Annotated in this window: 15 protein-coding genes and 1 tRNA gene; 8 read left to right on the top strand and 8 right to left on the bottom strand. The window is 67.2% G+C overall.

Translation table 11 applies throughout. The annotated features are described in order from the left end of the window. Positions 1 to 72: 72 nt before the first annotated feature. Positions 73 to 966 carry a prephenate dehydratase gene (locus BZF59_RS12325; RefSeq protein ID WP_086608573.1) on the bottom strand — a complete coding sequence of 298 codons (894 nt, stop codon included), beginning with the start codon at positions 964 to 966 and terminating at the stop codon, positions 73 to 75. A 129-nt stretch (positions 967 to 1,095) separates the two neighbouring features. On the opposite strand from BZF59_RS12325, the gene BZF59_RS12330 reads away from it, so the two are divergent. Further along, the gene (locus BZF59_RS12330) at positions 1,096 to 1,830 is read left to right on the top strand and encodes a c-type cytochrome (protein WP_086608574.1); all 735 of its coding nucleotides are present in this window, start codon (positions 1,096 to 1,098) and stop codon (positions 1,828 to 1,830) included. A gap of 50 nt (positions 1,831 to 1,880) precedes the next feature. Here the strand turns inward: BZF59_RS12330 and BZF59_RS12335 are convergent, their stop codons facing one another. After that, complete coding sequence (locus BZF59_RS12335; protein WP_086608575.1) at positions 1,881 to 2,540, bottom strand: RlmE family RNA methyltransferase; 660 nt, start codon at positions 2,538 to 2,540, stop codon at positions 1,881 to 1,883. Next, entirely contained in the window at positions 2,537 to 3,865 is a 1,329-nt protein-coding gene (locus BZF59_RS12340) for a Ppx/GppA phosphatase family protein (protein WP_086609187.1), read from the bottom strand. The genes BZF59_RS12335 and BZF59_RS12340 overlap by 4 nt, the downstream gene beginning before the upstream one ends. 182 nt (positions 3,866 to 4,047) lie before the next feature. Here BZF59_RS12340 and BZF59_RS12345 point away from each other — a divergent pair. From BZF59_RS12345 to BZF59_RS12360, 5 genes are all read left to right on the top strand, one after another. Then, a tRNA-Gln gene (locus tag BZF59_RS12345) sits at positions 4,048 to 4,121 on the top strand. A 217-nt stretch (positions 4,122 to 4,338) separates the two neighbouring features. Next, a complete protein-coding gene (locus tag BZF59_RS12350; protein WP_086608576.1) occupies positions 4,339 to 5,022 on the top strand; it encodes a response regulator transcription factor in 684 nt (227 codons plus the stop codon). Next, the gene (locus tag BZF59_RS12355; protein WP_086608577.1) at positions 4,980 to 6,362 is read left to right on the top strand and encodes a sensor histidine kinase; all 1,383 of its coding nucleotides are present in this window, start codon (positions 4,980 to 4,982) and stop codon (positions 6,360 to 6,362) included. Before BZF59_RS12350 ends, BZF59_RS12355 begins: the two co-directional genes overlap by 43 nt. After that, entirely contained in the window at positions 6,362 to 6,943 is a 582-nt protein-coding gene (locus BZF59_RS16250; RefSeq protein WP_158094315.1) for a hypothetical protein, read from the top strand. The genes BZF59_RS12355 and BZF59_RS16250 overlap by 1 nt, the downstream gene beginning before the upstream one ends. After that, positions 6,915 to 9,683 (top strand): CHAT domain-containing protein, encoded by a 2,769-nt coding sequence (locus tag BZF59_RS12360; RefSeq protein WP_158094316.1) that lies wholly within the window; start codon positions 6,915 to 6,917, stop codon positions 9,681 to 9,683. Before BZF59_RS16250 ends, BZF59_RS12360 begins: the two co-directional genes overlap by 29 nt. Before the next feature lie 6 nt (positions 9,684 to 9,689). Here the strand turns inward: BZF59_RS12360 and BZF59_RS12365 are convergent, their stop codons facing one another. Continuing rightward, complete coding sequence (locus tag BZF59_RS12365) at positions 9,690 to 11,099, bottom strand: tetratricopeptide repeat protein (RefSeq protein ID WP_086608579.1); 1,410 nt, start codon at positions 11,097 to 11,099, stop codon at positions 9,690 to 9,692. Positions 11,100 to 11,319: 220 nt separating this feature from the next. Between BZF59_RS12365 and BZF59_RS16090 the strand changes: the two genes are divergently transcribed. Both BZF59_RS16090 and BZF59_RS12375 read left to right on the top strand, forming a co-directional pair. Further along, positions 11,320 to 12,414, top strand: a complete 1,095-nt coding sequence (locus tag BZF59_RS16090) for a phytanoyl-CoA dioxygenase family protein (protein WP_158094317.1) — start codon at positions 11,320 to 11,322, stop codon at positions 12,412 to 12,414. Positions 12,415 to 12,478: 64 nt separating this feature from the next. Then, positions 12,479 to 13,369: an LOG family protein gene (locus tag BZF59_RS12375; protein ID WP_086608581.1), complete on the top strand. Its 891-nt coding sequence runs from the start codon at positions 12,479 to 12,481 to the stop codon at positions 13,367 to 13,369. Here BZF59_RS12375 and thiD read toward each other — a convergent pair. The 4 genes from thiD to BZF59_RS12395 all read right to left on the bottom strand — a co-directional run bounded on the left by thiD (position 13,333) and on the right by BZF59_RS12395 (position 18,552). Further along, positions 13,333 to 14,178, bottom strand: a complete 846-nt coding sequence (gene thiD, locus BZF59_RS12380; protein WP_086609188.1) for a bifunctional hydroxymethylpyrimidine kinase/phosphomethylpyrimidine kinase — start codon at positions 14,176 to 14,178, stop codon at positions 13,333 to 13,335. The two genes, BZF59_RS12375 and thiD, sit on opposite strands and share 37 nt — an antisense overlap. Positions 14,179 to 14,311: 133 nt before the next feature. Next, positions 14,312 to 17,797, bottom strand: coding sequence for a DUF4132 domain-containing protein (locus tag BZF59_RS12385; protein ID WP_086608582.1), 3,486 nt, complete (start codon positions 17,795 to 17,797; stop codon positions 14,312 to 14,314). 1 nt (position 17,798) lies between these two features. Further along, positions 17,799 to 18,176, bottom strand: coding sequence for a hypothetical protein (locus BZF59_RS12390; RefSeq protein ID WP_143738165.1), 378 nt, complete (start codon positions 18,174 to 18,176; stop codon positions 17,799 to 17,801). A 151-nt stretch (positions 18,177 to 18,327) separates the two neighbouring features. Continuing rightward, complete coding sequence (locus BZF59_RS12395) at positions 18,328 to 18,552, bottom strand: DUF1272 domain-containing protein (RefSeq protein WP_086608584.1); 225 nt, start codon at positions 18,550 to 18,552, stop codon at positions 18,328 to 18,330. Positions 18,553 to 18,560 lie beyond the last annotated feature (8 nt).

The following is an 18,560-nucleotide window of genomic DNA, read 5'->3' on the forward strand; positions in this document are numbered from 1 at the left end:
CCATGTAGGGTGGTGGCATGGCGCCGGGGCTTGCGCAACGGTAAACCGCGCGCTGCCCCCGGCCAAGCCGCTCTACCCCCGCGCGCGGGCCTGTTCGTAACTGCCCAGAATGCGCAATTCCTTGGAATGGAACGCGCATTCCTCCAGCGCCCGGTCGACCGCCGGATCGCCCGGCGCGCCGATGATGTCGGCGTAAAAGGTCGTCGCGGCAAAGCTGGTGCCCTGCTGGTAGCTTTCCAGCTTGGTCATGTTGACGCCGTTGGTGGCGAAGCCGCCCAACGCCTTGTAGAGCGCGGCGGGGATGTTCTTCACCTCGAAGATGAAGGTCGTCATCACCGGCTTGCCCGCCAGCGCTGCGGGTGCGAGCGGCTGTTTGGCCAGCAGGACGAAGCGGGTCATGTTGTCGGGGCTGTCCTCGACATTGTGCTCGATGATGGTGAGGCCATAGAGCTCTGCCGCCAGCGCCGGGGCGATTGCCGCTACGGTGGGGTCGCCGCGCTCGGCCACATAGGCCGCCGCGCCTGCGGTGTCGGCATGGCTGAGCGGCACGATCCCCCGCGTCCGCAGATAGTGCCGCGACTGGCCGAGCGCCTGCGGATGGCTGTAGGCGGCTTCGAACGGCCCGCTTCCCAGTGCCATCAGCGCATGGTGGATCGGCATGAAATATTCGCCGATGATGTGCAGCCCGCTTTCGGGCAGCAGGAAGTGGATGTCGGCCACGCGGCCATGCTGCGAATTCTCGATCGGGATGATCGCTTCGCCCGCGCGCCCGTCCTTCACCGCTTCGAGCGCGTCTTCGAAGCTGAAGCACGGCAGCGGGGCGCGGTCGGGCCGGGCTTCGGTCGCGGCGCGGTGCGAATTGGCCCCCGGCGATCCCTGAAAGGCTATCGCGCGCGCCGGATCGGCGGCGGCAGCGGCGCGCATCCGGTCGACGAGTTCAAGGGCGGGGCCGGGGAAGGATCGCATTATGACCGTCGCCTAGAACCCAGAAGGCAGGCGCACAAGCCCCGCACTGGCCCGCTTGCAAAAGGTGCAAGAATTCGTGCCACGATCGGTCTTGCGCACGCGGCTGCGCAACATTAAGAGCCGCGCGGGATGACACAGGACAATTCTTCGCAGGATAAAGCCGCAGGCCAGAATGGTGGCGGCGATCTGTTCAACACGGCCGCGGGCTGGGTGCTGTTTGCCGGCGTCGTCGGCCTCGGCCTGGCGCAGATTTCGAAGCACTACTTCGAAGCTGACAAGCCCGAGCGCCCGGAAAAGCTCGGCTACGTGATCGAAGGCGTGGTCGACGAAAGCGCCGGCCCGGCGGAAGTGACGATCGCCGAAGCGCTGAACGCGATGCCGGCGGCCGAACTGATCGCGGCGGGCGAAAAGGCCTATTCCAAGTGCCAGAGCTGCCACACCATCGACGCGGGCGGCGCCAACGGCATTGGCCCGAACCTCAATGGTGTCATGGGCGGCCCGGTCGCGGCCAAGGGCGGCTTTGCCTACAGCGCCGAGCTGAAGGCGCTGGGCGGCACCTGGGACTGGGACAAGATGAACCTTTGGCTCAAGAACCCCAAGGGATACGTCTCTGGCACCAAGATGAGCTTCGCGGGCCTCTCCAAGGTTGAAGATCGCGCAGCGATTGCCGCCTATCTCAATTCGAAGGGTGCCAACATCCCGCTTCCCGCCGCTCCTGCGCCTGCCGAAGCTGGTGTGGAAGGCGCTCCCGATCCGTCTGACGCTGCGGCGCCGGTCGAAGGCGAGAACCCGACCGCAGCCGAAGCCGCGGGTGGCAACAGCGCCGATCAGCCGGTCGCTTCGAACCCGGGCGCCGGCCGCTAAGAACTTAGTGGTTGCGGGGAGGCGGGCTTTCGCTCGCTCCCTCGCGCGCCTCAGCCCTTGAATCCCTGAGCAATCACATACCACTCCGACGAGCCCTTGCGGCTCGCCGGGGGCTTGGCGTGCTTGACGGCGGTAAAGTGCTTCTTGAGCAGCGCCAGCAGATCGGTGTCGGTGCCGCCTGCCAGCACTTTGGCGACAAAGGCTCCGCCCGGTTCGAGATTCTCGACCGCGAACCACGCCCCGGCCTCGACCAGCCCCATGGTGCGCAGGTGATCGGTCTGCTTGTGGCCGACGGTGTTGGCCGCCATGTCGGACAGGACAAGATCGGGCGGCCCGCCGAGCGCCTCGGCAAGCAGCGCGGGGGCCTTGTCGTCCATGAAATCCATCTGGAAGATCGTCACGCCCTCGATCGGCTCGACCGGCAGCAGGTCGATCCCCACCACCTCGGCCTTGGGCTTCTTGGCGCGCACCACCTGCGTCCAGCCGCCCGGCGCAATGCCCAGATCGACCACCCGGCTCGCGTTCTTGAGCAGCCCGAATCGCTCGTCCAGCTCGATCAGCTTGTAGGCCGCGCGGCTGCGATAGCCGTCGGCCTTGGCTTGGCGGACGTAAGGATCGTTGAGCTGGCGTTCGAGCCAGCGCACCTGGCTCGCGGTGCGGCCCTTGGCGGTCTTGACGCGCTTGCCCGGCGTCTTGGCACCGCGGGTCACGCGCGGGGTCGCCCGCTGGCCGCGCCATTGCCGCGCTGCTGGTGCAGGGCCTTGAGCGTGCGTTCCGACTGGCGCTCGGCCGCCATGATCGAGCGCAGGATACCTTCGCGGATGCCGCGGTCCGCCACCCCCAGCCGCCGCGCGGGCCACAGGTCTAGAATCGCCTCGAGAATGGCGCAGCCTGCCACCACCAGCTCGGCCCGGTCCTGCCCGATGCACGGCAGGGTCGAGCGTTCATAGGGTGCCATCGCCGAAAGCCGCGCGCTGATCCCGCGCATCTCGCTGGCGGGCACGATCAAGCCATCGACTGCCTTGCGATCATAGGACGGCAGCTCGAGGTAGAGACTGGCGAGCGTCGTCACCGTGCCGCTGGTGCCCAGCAGGCGGATATCCTCATGCCGCGCAGCCTTGGCGACCCGGGCGGCGAAGGGGGCGAAGCTGCCGGTCACCAGTTCCCGCATCCGCGCAAAGCGGGCGATGCGCGCGGCCTCGCTGTCCTCGGCCCGGCCGACCGTGTCGGTCAGCGAGACCACGCCCCAGGGAACGCTGTGCCAGTCGAGAATGCGCGGCACCCGCGATGTGCCGTCTCCGGCTTCGACCAGCACCAGTTCGGTCGATCCGCCGCCGATGTCGAAGATCACCGCCGGGCCATCCCCCGATTCGAGCAGAATGTGGCACCCCAGCACCGCGAGCCGCGCCTCTTCCTCGGCGCTGATGATGTCGAGCGCGATGCCGGTTTCGTGGCGCACGCGCTCAATGAATTCGGGGCCGTTGGCGGCGCGGCGGCACGCCTCGGTCGCGACCGAGCGGGCGAGGCGGACATTGCGGCGTTGCAGCTTGTCGGCGCAGATCATCAACGCAGCCAGCGTGCGGTCCATCGCCGCATCGCTCAGCCGTCCGCTGGTGGCGAGGCCCTCACCCAGCTTCACCACGCGGCTGAAGGCGTCGATCACGGTGAAATCGCGGCCCGAGGGGCGAGCGATCAGCAAGCGGCAATTGTTGGTGCCAAGGTCGAGCGCGGCATAGGCCTCGCCATGCCCGGTGGGCCGCAGCGGGCCGATCTCGGCAAGATCGGGGCGCGGCGGGCCAGCGCCATTGCTGTCCTTGCCATTGCCAACCTTGCCGTTGCTGCCATTTCCGGCAGAGGGGCGCACCACGCGGCGGGCATCGTTGCTGGCAGCCTTGGGCCGACCGGCACGGTCTGGCTTGCGGGCTTCGGGCTGAGGGGGGCGCTTCTTGTAGCGGAAATCGGCTACCTTGCCGGACTTGCCGCCCCGGTTTTTCCCAGCACTGTTATTCCTGTCCGGCGGGAGTGTTTCCGCCATGATCACATTACTTTCACATCACCATGCACGCCTCTCATGCGCATGGCACCTGAGGGGAAGTTACCCCAAGCCTCTGCCAAGGGCAAGCAATCACCCGCAACGTCAGCGCTTGACCTCCCGCGCGCGCGAAACTAGGGAGCGCTCTCGCTGCGCCGACCGGATCTTGCCGGGGGCAAGGCCAATGCCCCGTCCTCTAATGGTAAGAGAGCGGACTCTGACTCCGTCAATCAAGGTTCGAATCCTTGCGGGGCATCCAATCTTCCCACACCACGCCAGCCGCCTGACCGCCCGTCCGGGCCGGTGCAGTCAGACGTCGTGCGATGGCCCGCGCTCGCGCAGCGCTCCAGCGACAAGCGCTGACATAAAGATGACAATGCCTGTCATGACGGGCGGCCCGGGCTTGCGGCGCGCGCGCTGTGCCGCCAGACCATGTCGCAAGCCCCACCGCTTCAAAGGCATCGGACGAACCCGCGATGAAAGTTCTGTATATCGAGGATGATGCCCGCGCCGCAGCGGACATGCGTGCGCTGGGCTGGGAGCAGGGCGATACCATCGAGGTCGAGAGCGACGGGCTTGCCGGTCTGCGCCGGGCGGGGATGGAGGCCTTCGATGTCATCATCATGGACCGGATGCTGGGCGATGCCGATGGCCTTTCGCTGGTCGCCCGGCTGCGCGACAGCGGGGTGAGCACGCCGGTGCTGATGCTGAGCGCGCTGGGCCGCACCGGCGACCGGGCCGAGGGGCTGGAAGCAGGCGCGGACGATTATCTCGCCAAGCCGTTCGAGGCGCTGGAGCTGTTCGCCCGGATCCGCGCGTTGCACCGCCGCGCCTCGGGCCGTGAACACAGCGCGGTGATCCTCTACGGCGCGTTCGAATGCCACGTGAAGGCGCGCACCGCCTTTCGCAGCAACCAGCACCTCTCGCTCTCCCCGCGCGAGTTCGAGCTGTTCCGCTATTTCATGGAGAACGCCGGCGAAGTCGTGACCCGCGAGATGCTGCTGCGCGATGTCTGGAACATGAGCTTCGATCCGCAGACCAACGTCGTCGATGTCAATATCGGCCGCCTCAGGCGCAAGCTTGAGCACGGCTTTGACGGTCCGGCGCTCGAGACCGTATGGGGCACCGGCTATCGCCTGCTCGACGGGACGCCGATCTGACCGTGCGCCATTCGATCTTCGCCCGCATCACGCTGCTGTCCGCCGCGCTTTCGGCGGTGCTCCTGTGCGGGCTGTGGTGGGTGACCGACCGGACGATCAACGAGACCATCGCCGCTTCCCTGCGCGAAGGGGTGGATGTCGATCTCGCCGGTCTGGTCGATATTCACGCCAGCGGCGGGCGCGAGGAACTCAGCCGACGGATTGCCGACCGGCTGGCGCTGGTGCCGAGTGACGGGGCGCGGGCGCATTACCTGCTCGCCGATGCCACGGGCGCGCGGGTGGCAGGCGATCTGGCCGAGTGGCCCGGGCTCGATCCGGCGGTGTCCGAAAGCGGCCCGGTGCGGATCGGCCGCCAGACCGAGGCGCACGCCCGCGCCACGCTGTTGCCCGGCAATCTGCGCCTGCTGGTCGCCCACGAAGCGCCCGAACGCGCGCCGATCCTGTCGCGGGTTGCGCTGGTGTTCGGGCTGGGCGGGGCGGTGTTCGTCGCCTGCATCGCGCTGTTTGCGCAGGCCGCTGGCGGGCGGGTGCGGCAGCGGGTTGCCGGGGTCAATGCCGCCTTCCGCAGCGGTGACGATCAGGCGCTCTCGGCGCTCGCCGCGACCGACAGTGCCGACGAGATCGACGATATCGCCCGGCAGGCCGCGCGCGCGCTTCAGCGCGACCGCCAGCTGATGGCTGCCTATCGCGAGACTTCCGAACAGGTCGCGCATGAAATCCGCACGCCGCTGTCGCATCTCGATGCGCGGCTGGCGAAGGCGCTGGCCGATGATCCCGCGCCTGCCACCGCTGCCCATCTGGTGGCCGCGCGCGGCGAGATTCGCCAGCTGGTCGGCACGCTGGAAGCGCTGCTCGACATCGCTGCCAGCAAGGCGAAGCAGGGCCAGCGACAGGGGATGGCGCTGGTCGACCTCAGCGCCATGACCGCGCGGATCTGCGAATTGTACGAAGACAGCGCCGAGGACGCCGGATATGCCCTCAGCTGGGACATCGCGCCCGATGTCAGCCTGATGGGTGACGAGGCGCAGCTTGGACGGATTTTGACCAACCTGCTCGACAATGCCTTCAAGTACAATCGGCCGGGCGGCGCGATCCGGGTCGTGCTGGCGCCGGGGTCGCGACTGAGCGTTGCCGACAACGGCCCTGGCATCGCCGCCAGCGAGCGCGAACGGGTGTTCGAACGGTTCTGGCGCGGCCCTTCGGCGCAGGCGGGCGATCAGGCCGGGGCCGGGCTGGGGCTGGCGCTCGCACGGGCGATCGCCGAGCGCCACGGGTTGACCCTGCGCGTCATGCCGAGCGAGCCCGGCGCGCATTTCATGCTGGCACCGGAGGAGGGGTGATGCGGGCTCTGTCGATGCTGGCTCTGGCCGTGGGGCTGTGCGGATGCGCCGGAGCCTCGCCGCCACCGCCTACCGATGCAGCCGCACCGCCGCCCGCCGCTACCTCGCAGGCCTTGCGCGTTGCTGCCGATCTGGCCGCGGCGGCGCAGGCGGAGGTCGATGCTGATGCGCCTGCGCTCACTGCTGCCGTCACCCGGCTGCGCAATCGCGGCGTGCAGCCGCAGGGCCCGGAGGCCGAGGCCAGCCTGGCGCAGTGGAGCGCGGCGGCGGGCGTTGACCCTGCCCCTCTTCGCGGCCGGGCGCTCGGCCCCGGATTCCAGCGCGGCACGCTCGCACCGGGCGAAGAGCGCGGCATCGAGCAATTGTTTTTTGCCGGGAAACCGGCCGAAATCGCGCTGTCGGGCGATACCGGCTCCCGCTTGCGCCTGACCTTGCTGGATGCCAAGAACCGTGTCGTGTGCGAACATGATCCCGGTCTGGGGCGCAGCTGCCGCTTCACCCCGTTGTTCTCGCAGCGCTACGCGATCGAAATCGCCAATGGGGGGCAAAAGCGTGCGACATATTTTCTGGTCATCGATTAACGCCCTTGCCGCGCTGGCGCTGCTGGCGGGCTCGGCCACGCTCGAAGCTCAGGAATTCGCGGCCGATATTCCGATCATCGACAGCGTTGCCCGCTACGAAGCGGCTTCTGCCAGGCTTGCGGATACGAGCGAACCGCTGACCCCGCAGGAGCGCATCCGCACTGCTTCCGAAGCAATCACCGCTGCATATTTTTCGGAACGACATGCAGAAGCTTCTGCGCTTTACGCGCAATTTCGCGACGCAGAGCTTGATCCGGTGACCCGGGTCGCCGGGCTTGGGTCAACCTTGCAAAGTGGAGCCGATGCTGCGCTGAAGGAGCAGGCGCGCAGCGAACTGAAGACGATCGGAGCGAGCGCGACGCGGAGCGCCCCGCTGGCCCCTGCGCTGTCGCAGTCGGCTCTGGGTGCTGACGCCATGCTACGCGACGACCTGCCGGGCGCCGTTGCGTTCTTTGCGGCTGCGATGGAATTGGCCCGTCGTGATCTGCCTGCGGACGATCCGTTTCAGGTTCGGTTCGCGGTCCAACATGCCACCCATCTGCAATATGCCGACCGCCTGGCCGGGCGCGAGGCTGCCGAACGCAGCGAGCGGCTTGCGCTTGAAATTCTGCCCGAAGGCCACCCCTACTGGATCGACGTGTGGTACAACATGGCCGATCGCGCGCAAAGCGCGGGCCGGTTTGACGAGGCGGCCACGCTTTTTGCCCGGATCACGGATCTTGCCGTGCGGGAATGGGGTGAGGACGACACGCGGCTGTATCCGATTTTGCAATACCGCGCGGTTGCCCTGTCGGGACTGGCACGGCGCAGCGAAGCGCTGGAAATCGCACGTGCAGCGATTGCGGTCGAACGGGACAAATCGGCAGGTGACCGGGCAATGCACCGCGAACTGATCGGCGGACTGCTCTTGGGCGAAGGCGACATTGCCGGGGCTGCAGCGTCCTACCGCGAGGGCCTGGCGTTGCTTAAGGGCACCGATCCTTCGGACCTGCGCTGGGGATTTATCGAGTCACGGCTCGCACGTGCGGAGAGCTTTCTGGGCAATAATGCCGAAGCCCTGAAAATGGCCGAGCTTGCAGCCCCGGCCTTCGCAGCCAAACTTCCGCCGACCCATCCGGCGCGGATTACCGGGGAATTGATGATCGCCAAAACGCAGGCTCGCGCCGGCGCCCCCGATCGCGGCTTTGCTTTGCTGGAAGCGAGCGTTGCCGCCAACGAGGCCAAGTTGCTCGACACCTATGCCCGCGCACAGGACCTTCGGACGATTGCGGCGGGCAACAACACGCTGTTCCGCGATTTTGCCTGGGTAGCATTGAAAAACGGTCGCATGGAGGAGGCCTGGCGCGCCGCTCAATTGGCAACCCTTAGCGAGATGGCCCTTTCCTCGGCGCAAATATCCTATCCCAAGGATGCGGCCGGTTTTGGTGCAGCGCTGGATACCGTGCGTGCGGCACGTGGCGAGGAAGCCGCAATACGCGATCAGCTGGCGGCCGGCACAGTGACCGCAGAGGACCTCAGCAATGCAATTACTCGGCGCGAGGCGGCCGAACGTGATCTTGAAGCGCGCTATCCCGACCATGCCGAATTCCTCCGCCCCAAACCTACCACGCTGGCCGAAGCGCAGGCCGGATTGGAGGCCGATGAAGCCATCGTGATCCCGATGGTGATCGAAGACCGCAACGCCGCGATTATCGTGACGCGTGACAACGCTGCGTGGAGCGAAACGGTATCGGCCTATAACTCGACCCCTGCGCTTATCGCGAAGCTGCGCGATTCCTTGCAGGAAAGCAGCATTGCAGATGGCGCCTTCGACGCAGAGGCCGCGCATGAGATTTACCGGCGGTTCTTCCCGCCCGAAGCCGCAAAAGCGCTGGCTGGCAAGACACGGCTGATCTTCCCGTCGGGCGGGCCGCTGGCGCAGATTCCGCCAGCGGTGCTGATGTCGGCGCCTGCCGCAGGGGACACGCCGGGACGCTACCTGATCGAGGATTTCGCGATTGCCGTGCGCTCCAGCCTGCGCCCGATTACGCGGGCGGCGGCCAGTGCGCCGGGGCGGGGCTTTGCCGGGATCGGCGCGCCTGCTCTTGCCCGGACCAACGGCGCGGCGACCTCGCTGCGCGGCCTTGCCATCGATCCGGCCGATCTGCGCGCGCTGCCATCCCTGCCGGGTTCGCTCGCGGAGCTGACCGCGATGCAGGCCGCCTTCGCCGGGGAGCCTTCGCTGCTGCTCACCGGCGCGCAGGCGACCGAGCCGCAGGTGCGCGCGGCGCCGCTGGGCGATTACCGCGTGCTGGCTTTCTCGACCCACGGGCTGGTGGGCGGACAGATCGCGCAGCTGAGCGAACCGGCGCTGGTGCTGACCCCGCCCGATGCGGCGGCTTCCGGCAATGACGGCCTGCTCACCGCTTCGGAAATCGCGGCGCTGGACCTCAATGCCGATTGGGTGATCCTGTCGGCCTGCAACACCGCGGCGGGCAATGGCCGCGGCAGCGCGACCTATGGCGGGCTGGCGCGGGCTTTTCAGCTGGCGGGCGCGCGGTCGCTGCTGCTGTCGCACTGGCCGGTGCGCGATGATGCCGCCGCGTTCCTCTCGGTCGAAACGCTGCGCCGCACAGAAGCGGGCGCAGACCGGGCCGAGGCCTTGCGCGCCGCCCAGCTGGCGATGGTGCGCGGGCAGAGCGGGATCGCGGGCGAAAGCGACCCGGCGGTGTGGGCGCCCTTCGTGCTGATCGAAGGCTAGCCCGCGCTACTTGAACTTGTCCCAATGCGCGCGGCGCACTGCGTCGGCCATCAGCGGGGAAAGCTCCCGGATCGACTTGGCCTTGGCCGCCATCGCAAGGGCCCCTGCCGAGCGCACGCCGGGCTGATCCGAACCATAGCCGGCGCGGTAGAGCGCCTCGGCCTCCTCGGCGGCCTTGAGCTGGCCGTTGTTGGCCGCGCGTTCGAACAGGATCAGGGCGACCTCGGGGTTCTTCTCGGTGCCCACGCCGTCCCGGAAGACATAGCCCGCCATTTCCTCGGCCGGGCCGAACCCGGCGGCGGCGGCGGTCGAGATGAAGTCCGCGCCGAGCTTGAGGTCCACCGGAATATTGTTCCCGCGCAGCAGCTCGATCCCGGCGGAATAGGCCGCGATCATGCTGCCCTGATCGACCGCACGCTTCATGTGGTAGAGATATTTGGCCGGGTCTTTCGGGATCGCGACCGAGGGCAATGCATTGCGGCCCTTGAGATAAAGCTCCGCCAGCTTGCGGGTCGCCAGCACATCGCCGCGCATCGACAGTTCCAGCAGGATGCGCTCGGCCTCGGGCAGATCGGGTGTAAGCAGCCATTGGACGGACTTGTCGGTCGGCCGCAATCCGGCCACGGCCTTGCCTTCAAGATAGATTGTCTCGCGCGCCCTGTCGGGCACAGGCACCCCTTCCAGCAGCGCGGCGGCCATCTGGTGGCTAGCCTTGTCGCCGGGATCGAGCCGCCCCGCCGAGGCGAACTTGCGCGCCTTGTCAGCCGCGCTGCGTTTTTCGGCGCGGTAGGCTGCGGTCCGCTGCGGACCGTAGAGCCCGACTGTGTCCGACATCGTCATCAGGCCCGCCGCCAGCACCTTCTCCCTGTCGAAGGTCAGGCTGCCCTTGTCCTCGCAGAAGGTGCAGAAATTGGGGTTGAGCGCGATGCGGACATAGCCCGCGATGGCATCCCGGTCGCCCAGTTCGGCGCCCTTTTCGTAATAGCCGAAAGCCTCGCCCAACTCGCGCGCGCCGCCTTTCAGGGTGTAGCTGTCATCGGGCGATTCCGCCAGCGAACCGACCCGCGCAAAGGCCGGGCCATGGTTCTGCGCCATCGCCATCGCGTAGTAGCGCAGCATGCTCTGGTTGATATTGTCGCGCGACCAGATCTGGCCGAAGATGTCGGCGCGGATCCTGTCCGCAAATTGGACCTGCGCACGCGCATCCCCGGCGTCGGCCCGGGCTTTCAGCGCCTGCACATTGCTGTCGGCAAACCAGGCCTTCACCTTGGCTTCGGACTTGGCCATCGCCTCTGCGGACTGGCGATCGAGCTCGGCGCGGGTCGGCGGGCCGCTGTCCTGCTGGGCGGCCAGCGGCACTGGCAGGATCGCCAGCGTGCAGCCTGCCAGAAGCGGAAACGGAGGTTTGATCGGCATTGGCGGCACTCCCCTGACGCGTGTCTGCGGTGCGCGCGACTATCGGGCGGCGGCGTCATCAGGTGAAGTTACAAGTGCTGTTAGGTCTTTGCGGAGAGCCATTTGCGTGGCCTGCGCCCCCGCCAAAATCGGCCCATTAACCCGATTGAGAACATCCCGTGCCATGCTCCAGCGCGCGAAGGATCGCCCCATGCATGCGGGGGCAACGAGGCAAGGTGGGATGAAAGCGCTTAAGGTTTCCAGTGACACATCCGCGCTCGAGGTGCCCGCCGTGCTCGACGAGTCCGGGCGGCTGGCACCGGCTTGCGTCAATTCGGCCCTAGCGATGATGGACCGCCACGGGCTGGTGATCCTCACTGGCCTGCTATCCAATTCCGAAGCTGCGACCGGGCTCGATCTGATGCGCCGGACCATCACTGATCCCGATCGCAGCCACAGCGCCTTCGCCAGCGAGACCGACAACCGCTACCTGCGCCGCGATTTCTGTTCGCTGCCCTCCAGCCCAGAGGTGATCGGCTTTGCGGCGATGCTCGCTCAGCGGCTCGAAGGGGTGCTGGGCGAATATTGCGGCCGCACCCGCCCGCTCCTCGAGGTGGCGACCTTCACCAGCTATCGCGGCTCCTCGCACCAATATATCCACCGCGACCCGATGGGCGTCATCAGCCTGTTCGCCGCGGTCGAGGATGTGTCGGCGGAGCAGGGCGGCACGGTGTTCGTGCCGGGCACGCATATGTATGGCGGCGCGGACAACCGCCACGGCGGCGGGGCCTATGGCCAGATGGAGCTGCTGCGCACCCGCTGGAACGCGCGCATCTTCCGCCACAATCTCGCAAAAGTCTGGGGGATGCGAAAGGACGCCGCGACCCCGCTCGCACCGGGGGAGTTCCGGGACCGGGTGTTCTCGGCGCAGTGGGATCAGCATCAGCCCAATCTGCTGCGCTACCTCACCGGCAAGAACGCGCAGTTCAGCCTGCGCCATCTCGGCCCGCGCACCCTATGGCGATTGCTGCGTCAGCGCCGGTTGCTCGATGAGCGGTTCCCGCTGGTGCAGACCGCGCCGCGCAAGGGCTCGGTTATTCTCTATCGCAGCGATCTGCTCCACGCCGGGCCCGACAACCGCTCCCTCCAGCCCCGGCGGTTCTTCGGGATGAGCATCGCGCGCGACGTGATCGAGCACAAATACTGGCACGATGGCTATTCGCCGCACCCGACCCTGACCGCGCAGCCGCTGACCTTCGGCGATCTGCTGGCGGCTGAGCCTCTGCGAGTGCCCACCACCGCGCCTGCCCTGCGTTCGCCCGCACTGGCCGATTGATCCCGCGCTGCCCTTGCGGCCAAATCGGTTGCGGCGCTCACCGGCCCCGATTAGGGGGCAGAGCATGACCGAAAAAGACCTGACAGACCGCAAGTTTTACCGCGCGGGCGAAGAAACCCGCTTTGCCGAGGGCGCGCCCGAGCGCACCCCGCAGACCGCGCACCCCGCCTACAAGCTCGCTTTCCGCGACACCGACTTCCTGCTGCGCGACGAGCTGCGCCCGGTGCGCTTCCAGCTGGAATTGCTGAAGCCCGAAATGCTGCTCGACGAAGCGCGCGTCGGATCGACGCTGGTGATGTACGGCTCGGCCCGCATCCCCAGCCCGGCGCAGGCCGAGGCGCGCGTCGAAGCGGCAAAGGACGGCAGCGAATACGACCAGAAGGTCGCCGCACGCCTCGCCGAAAAGGCCAAGTATTACGAGGAGGCCTATCGCCTCGCGCGGCTGGTCAGCGAGAAGGGCATCATCGAGAATGGTGAGCGCCAGTTCGTCGTCACGACCGGCGGCGGGCCGTCGATCATGGAGGCGGGCAACCGCGGCGCGTCGGACGCGGGGAGCGAATCGATCGGGCTCAACATCGTGCTGCCGCACGAACAGGCGCCCAATCCCTATGTGACGCCTTATCTGAGCTTCCAGTTCCACTATTTCGCGCTGCGCAAGATGCACTTCCTGCTGCGCGCCCGCGCGGTGGCGGTGTTCCCCGGCGGGTTCGGGACCTTCGACGAGTTTTTCGAGCTCGTCACCCTGATCCAGACCGGCAAGATGAAGCCGATCCCGATCATCCTGTTCGGCAAGGATTTCTGGACCCGCGTGATCGATTTCGAGGCGCTGGCCGAGGAAGGCACGATCTCGAAGAGCGATCTCGACCTGTTCACGTGGTGCGAGACCGCCGAGGAGGCCTGGGCCTGCATCTGCGAATTCTACGAAATCCGCGAGTCCACCGACCTCACTGACTGATGCCCCAGCGGGCCATGGCCCGCGCCGAACCCCGGGGCCGCTTCGATCGCGCGGAGCACGAATTGCCGCGCAAGCCTGACCGCGTGTTCCAGCGGCAGGCCATGGCCCAGAAGCGTCGCAATCGCCGATGACAGCGTGCAGCCCGTGCCATGGGTATGGCGGGTGTCGATGCGGGCGTGGTCGAAAGAAACGATGCGGGCACCGCTCTGCTCGGTGGCGGGCAGGTAGAGCACGTCGGAAATGCGCTCCCCCCCGGCGTGGCCGCCCTTCGCCAGCACCGCCGTGCCGCTTGCCTCGGCCAGTTCCTCGGCGGCTGCGATCATCGCTTCGTGTCTGGGGAGCGGGCGGCCTGCGAGATGTGCCAGTTCGGGCAGATTGGGGGTGATCAGCGCCGCGCGCGGAAACAGGCGCTCGCGCAGCGCCGCCACCGCGTCGGGCCCGACCAGCTCCGCGCCGCTGGTGGCGATCATCACCGGGTCGAGCACGATCGGCGCCGCGACCCCCTCCAGCGCATCGGCCACGGCAGCGATCACCTGCGGATCGGCGAGCATCCCGATCTTGATCGCGTCCACCCCGATATCCTCGATGCACGAAGCGATTTGCTGCGCGACCATGGCGGGCGCGACGGCGGTGATGCCCTGCACTCCGACCGTGTTCTGCGCGGTGATCGCGGTGACAGCGGTCATGGCATAGCCGCCGAGCATGGTGACGGTCTTGATATCGGCCTGAATCCCCGCACCGCCCGAGCTATCGGACCCGGCGATGGAGAGGATGCGAGGCGGAGGGGCGGATGGCTGGGACGTGGTCATGCCATGCGCCATAGCAAGCCCGGGCGGCACACGGCACCCGTTTCGCTGCTATCCGACCACATGAAGGCTCGCGGGATCGCAGCGCGGAGCGGCCTGCGGCTAATCTGCGCACCCGGGCTGATCGCGGCACTTGTCAGATCTGCGCGATGATGACCGGGTCGGTGATTGTGTCGTCCGCCGCCAGCAGCACCGCTTTGGAGATGATGATCGACAGCGTCCGGTCGCCTTCGAAGGGCAGCCACACCTTGTCGGCCGGAGCGGTGTTCTTCGGCACGATGCAGATGTGCCGTCCGCTCCGCGAGGCTGCGCCCGATCCGAGATGGATCTCGTAGGTGTGGCGGGTGCCCTTGACCACCAGCGCCTTGTCGCTGAGCGAGAGCTTGTCGGCAATCGCCAGCCGCGGGACGATCCGCGCTAGCATCGCGTGGCGGCGCTTGCCGGATTCGACCAGATCGCCGGTGTTGACGTTGCGCCAATAGGCATCGGTCGTCTGCCCCCATTGGCTCGGATGCTGCGCCTCCTGCCCGCGGTCGAGCCAGGTCGGATCGGCGGCGATCGAGGCGACTGCGGTGAACAGGTCGCAGGCGCGCATCACCTCGGAGAACACCACCGGCGGAATGCCCGCCAGCGGCAGCGGGTCGCCCGTGCTCGGCCCGCGCGCGCTGTCGGCAGCACCGGGTGTCGCCCGGAAGAAGGTCACGCGGTCGGTGTTCACATAGGCATAGGCGCCGCTGTCGGTGGTCTCGGGATCGTCCCCGCCCGCGCCTTCGACCCAATATTCGGCGACCAGCCCGTGTTCGGGCATGTGGAGGTGCCACGGCTGGTCATTGGCCGTGTCGAACCACACCCGGCCGGTGACGGTCCAGCCGTTGATCCGGGCCAGGTTCATCGCCTGCTGCTGCTTGAGGATATGCGCGGCCCAGCGGTTCGAATAGGTCGCGGTGGCGCGCTCGGCATCGGTGAGGGCGTAAACCTCGCGCCAGGCCTGCGCGAAGGGCTGAGTGACGCGCAGTTCCTCGAGCCGCAGGCGCCACGCCTCGACCTCTTCGACCGGGCTCATCATCGGGTGCCACAGGCGGATGGTCGCGCTGTCCAGCGCCGCGGGCGCGCCGGCGCAATCCCACAGGCCCGCGCCTGCCGCATCGGGCAGCGCGGTGAGGGGGGCATGGCCCTCGCGCTCGATCTGCCACACCAGCCGCCGCGCGAAGCCGCGCATCAGGGGCTGTTCCAGATAGCGCTCGCGCCACACCTCGGCAGGCCAGCTGCGGTCCTGAAGATAGAGCCGCTGGAGGCGCTGCGGCTGGATCGCAAGGTCGGCCTGCAGCTCCTTGAGATCGGCCTGAAGCGCCTTCATCAGCGCCTTTTCGGCCTTCATCGCGGTGGTGGCGGCCTTGACCGGCTTGCCCTCGGCATTGGCCCAGTCGATCCGGGCGCTGCTGCCTTCAGCGATGAGCGTGGCGGTGCCGTTCTCGAAAGCGACTACGCGGCGACCCTCGGCATCGAGATCGTGCGTCGGCACCATCACTTCATCGAGATCGGCGCGCGAGACGCCTGCGGCAGAAGCGGCGGCGTTGAGCTGCTCGTCGATCTTCTTGCGGATCTTGGGATATTTCGTCCGCGCCAGAATCCGCGCCAGATAGGGCACGCCCGCCCCGTCGGGCAGGTTCGCAAGCGCCCAGACGCAGGCATTCCCGAGCTTTTCGCTGCGGATGCCGATGCCGGGCTCGGTCACGTAGCACTTCTTAAGCGCGTATTGCACCAGCAGCGGGCCGACGTCTTCGGGCGGGAGGAAGGCCGCGCCATAGATCAGGGTGCGGATGTAGTTTTCAGAGCTGCTGCCGCCCCGGCCGCGCAGCTCGTTGGCGGTCGCCTGACGCAGGCGGTCGATCCACACTTCGGTGGGAAGCTTGGCCACCAGCGCGCGGGCCTGGGCGATCCATTTGGGCCCCGGTGCCGCCTTGCCCGCCACCTGGCCCACCAACACCGCGAGTTCGTGCAGCAGATCGGGATCGTTGCGCATGGCGGCCTTCAGGGTTTCACGCAGTTCATACGCGTCGAGCGCAGCGGCGAAGAATTCATGGGCATGGATGATGAAATGCTCTGGCCGCGCGCCTTGCGGCACGGTCACGGCAAAGCCCTCGGCGCGCATGGCGGCCATGACCGCTGGGCCGATCCCCGCATTTGGCTCGCCTGCGGCCTGCGCCTCGGCGACCATGTTGCCGAAGCTGGCGATGGCGCGGAGGTAGGAATCATGCGGCTCGTCATAAAGCCGCGGGTCGAACAGATCGCCGCAATAGGCCCGGAACTTGTCGATATGGCGGTAATCGCCGATCACGATATCAGGCAGCGGGCGGATGCTTTCGGCCGCAGGCTGGGGGCCGCCCTCGGCCTGACGTCGCGCCTCGCGCAGCGCCTTTTCGACCTCGGGCTTCCACTGGATCGTGACCCCGGTGTTCGCCAGCCTTTCAAGCGCGGCCGCGGTCTTGCCGCGGGGGTGAGCGACCGCGGTCTTGAGCAGCGTCTTCAGGAGATTGCGATTGGTTTCGCGCAGATATTTGCTGCGCTGCGCCATCAGGCTTGCCAGCTGTGCATGGGTCTTGTCGGGATCGGGCAAATCGTGCGCGCGCTTGGCGATCTCAAGAGCGAGCCGATCGAGCGGCGCCGCGCCGGGCTGCGCGTTCTTGCCATATTCATGCGCCCAGCGCCCGCGATGGCGGGTCAGCTTCGCATGGGGCTGATAGGTATCTCCGGGCATGATCCGGTCCAGCAGCACCGCCAGCGCGCGCCCGCGCGCCGCCTTGTCCTGCGCCATCAACTCATCCCAGGCACCGCCCTTGATCGACCCGTAAATCGACAATTCGCCATTGAGCGCAAAGCGGAGGAGCGTCGCGAGGGGTTCGCCAGCCTCTCTGAACAGAGCTTCGCGCATCGATTCAAGGTCGGGCGCCTTGGCATCCTGCGCTGCCAGCGTCGGGATTTCGCTGCGCGCGAAACCGGCGATATCGCGCCACTTGTCGGCCTCGTCCAGCACATAGGGGATACGGTTGGGCTCGCTCGAAACGACCGCCTCGATCAGATCGCGCACCAGATCGCGCAGCATGGGATCGCCGCTGGCGATGGCGCGGCTGATGATCGGGGTGACGATCTGGCCCGAACCGAAGCGGTGCAATTCCACCTCTGCGGCCAAGCGCAGCGCGGTGCGCAGCGCGCGGGCGCAAAGCGCCGGGGCCAGCGCCCAGTTGTCATCACCGCGCAGCACCTGGCCCGCAAAATCATCATAGATGAACTTGTAGGTAGTGGCCGGGTTCTGGCTATAGCCGAAGAGGCGCGCATCGAAGAGCACGAAGCCGGTGTAAAGCTCGGCAGCGACCTCTGCCGGATGACGCCCTATGCCGATCCGCGCCGCAATGGTGCGACGCGCATTGTTCAGCCCATGCACGTCCACGCCCAGCCTCACCAGTTCAGCCCGCACCTCTCGGGCGAGCGAGCCGGCATCGCTTTCACGCCCCTGCGCCGCTTCCTCCACCGTGCGGGCGAAGCGTCCCAGCATATCGACGAATTCGCGCGGGGCCGAAGACGTGGGCTGGGCTTTGCCGAAAATCTTGCCGAACACGTTCACATCAGCCTCCCTGAAGCGGGGTGAGAAGCAGGAAGGTTGCAGCGCCGGTGCGTTCGACCTCGATCACTTGGTCGAGGCTTTCGGCCTGCCGGTCATCGAGCAGAACGAAGATGCGCTGGTCGAGAAACGCCTGTTCGGCGGCGGCGCACATGGTCTCGAGGCGGCGCTCGGGCACCGCGCAGGTCTCGGCGGAGAAGAAGCCGCGCACGCCGTTTTCAGTCCCGCGATTGAGCCGCGCTTCATGCGAATCAGGAGCCGCGCGGCCACTGGCCAGCAAGTCGGCGACCGGCTCGATATGCGCGCGCCATCCGAGCTCGACCCGCATGTGCAGCAGCTCGCGCACCGTGATCGTCAGCTTGCTCGCCGGCGCGCGGCCCACGTGTCTTGCGTCTTGTCCCGCGATTTCGTCGATCAACAATATAAAGTGCGACCCCCATGGCTTGCATGTTGGTTTTGCTGAAAAATCGTTGAAAATTCGTGGACTACGCGGGGGCTGGACACGTATTTCCTAAGAGGCGCGCTGCTGTGGCTTAGCCCTTGTATTTGCGCTCCGTGCTCGGCGGATATTTCGCGTGGAGCGTCTTAGCGCGCGTCGGGCGGTCCATCAGTTCGCCGCCGCAATTGGGGCAGCGGTCGTCCAGATCCTCGGCGCATTCGGCGCAGAAGGTGCATTCGAACGAGCAGATGAAGGCACCGGGTGCCTCGGCCGGCAGGCCCGCGCCGCACATTTCGCAATCGGGGCGCATTTCGAGCATCGTTAAGC

Origin of the sequence: Erythrobacter donghaensis (assembly GCF_002155425.1) — a bacterium.
GTDB lineage: Bacteria > Pseudomonadota > Alphaproteobacteria > Sphingomonadales > Sphingomonadaceae > Erythrobacter > Erythrobacter donghaensis.

What these genes read in the sequence shown, in the direction of transcription:
- BZF59_RS12350 (WP_086608576.1), top strand. Translation starts at nt 4,339, where the DNA reads ATGAAAGTTCTGTATATCGAGGATGATGCCCGCGCCGCAGCGGACATG.
- BZF59_RS12365 (WP_086608579.1), bottom strand. Translation starts at nt 11,099, where the DNA reads ATGCCGATCAAACCTCCGTTTCCGCTTCTGGCAGGCTGCACGCTGGCG.
- BZF59_RS12355 (WP_086608577.1), top strand. Translation starts at nt 4,980, where the DNA reads ATGGGGCACCGGCTATCGCCTGCTCGACGGGACGCCGATCTGACCGTG.
- BZF59_RS12375 (WP_086608581.1), top strand. Translation starts at nt 12,479, where the DNA reads ATGACCGAAAAAGACCTGACAGACCGCAAGTTTTACCGCGCGGGCGAA.
- thiD (WP_086609188.1), bottom strand. Translation starts at nt 14,178, where the DNA reads ATGACCACGTCCCAGCCATCCGCCCCTCCGCCTCGCATCCTCTCCATC.
- BZF59_RS16250 (WP_158094315.1), top strand. Translation starts at nt 6,362, where the DNA reads ATGCGGGCTCTGTCGATGCTGGCTCTGGCCGTGGGGCTGTGCGGATGC.
- BZF59_RS12340 (WP_086609187.1), bottom strand. Translation starts at nt 3,865, where the DNA reads ATGGCGGAAACACTCCCGCCGGACAGGAATAACAGTGCTGGGAAAAAC.
- BZF59_RS12395 (WP_086608584.1), bottom strand. Translation starts at nt 18,552, where the DNA reads ATGCTCGAAATGCGCCCCGATTGCGAAATGTGCGGCGCGGGCCTGCCG.
- BZF59_RS12330 (WP_086608574.1), top strand. Translation starts at nt 1,096, where the DNA reads ATGACACAGGACAATTCTTCGCAGGATAAAGCCGCAGGCCAGAATGGT.
- BZF59_RS12325 (WP_086608573.1), bottom strand. Translation starts at nt 966, where the DNA reads ATGCGATCCTTCCCCGGCCCCGCCCTTGAACTCGTCGACCGGATGCGC.
- BZF59_RS16090 (WP_158094317.1), top strand. Translation starts at nt 11,320, where the DNA reads ATGAAAGCGCTTAAGGTTTCCAGTGACACATCCGCGCTCGAGGTGCCC.